The sequence below is a fragment of the Belnapia sp. AC561 genome (assembly GCF_979252845.1).
This window is the reverse complement of sequence record NZ_CEEDBP010000457.1, coordinates 1-239: the sequence shown is the minus strand read 5'-3', so window position 1 is coordinate 239 and position 239 is coordinate 1. Positions and strand designations below refer to the sequence as shown.

1 protein-coding gene is annotated in these 239 nt (G+C 62.3%); it reads left to right on the top strand.

Going from position 1 to position 239, the window contains the following annotated elements:
• Positions 1 to 29 precede the first annotated feature (29 nt).
• On the top strand, positions 30 to 239 hold a 210-nt coding region (locus tag AC0IW9_RS31830), incomplete at its 3' end, for a YbaB/EbfC family nucleoid-associated protein (RefSeq protein WP_471652274.1).

Here is a 239-nt window from a genome sequence, read left to right as displayed (position 1 = left end):
GACCAGGGGCCACACACACGGGAGACACTATGACCACTGGAGGATTCGACCTCGGGGGACTTGACATGGGTGCCTTGCTCGCGCAGGCTCAGTCTGTCCAGAACCAGCTTGAAGCGGCCCAGAACCAACTCGCGGAGAGCAATTTCGAGGGCACCGCTGGAGGTGGCCTTGTTCGCGCCACGGTTACTGGAACCGGTGAACTCGATGCGCTGACGATCGCGCCCGAAGCCCTCGAAGAC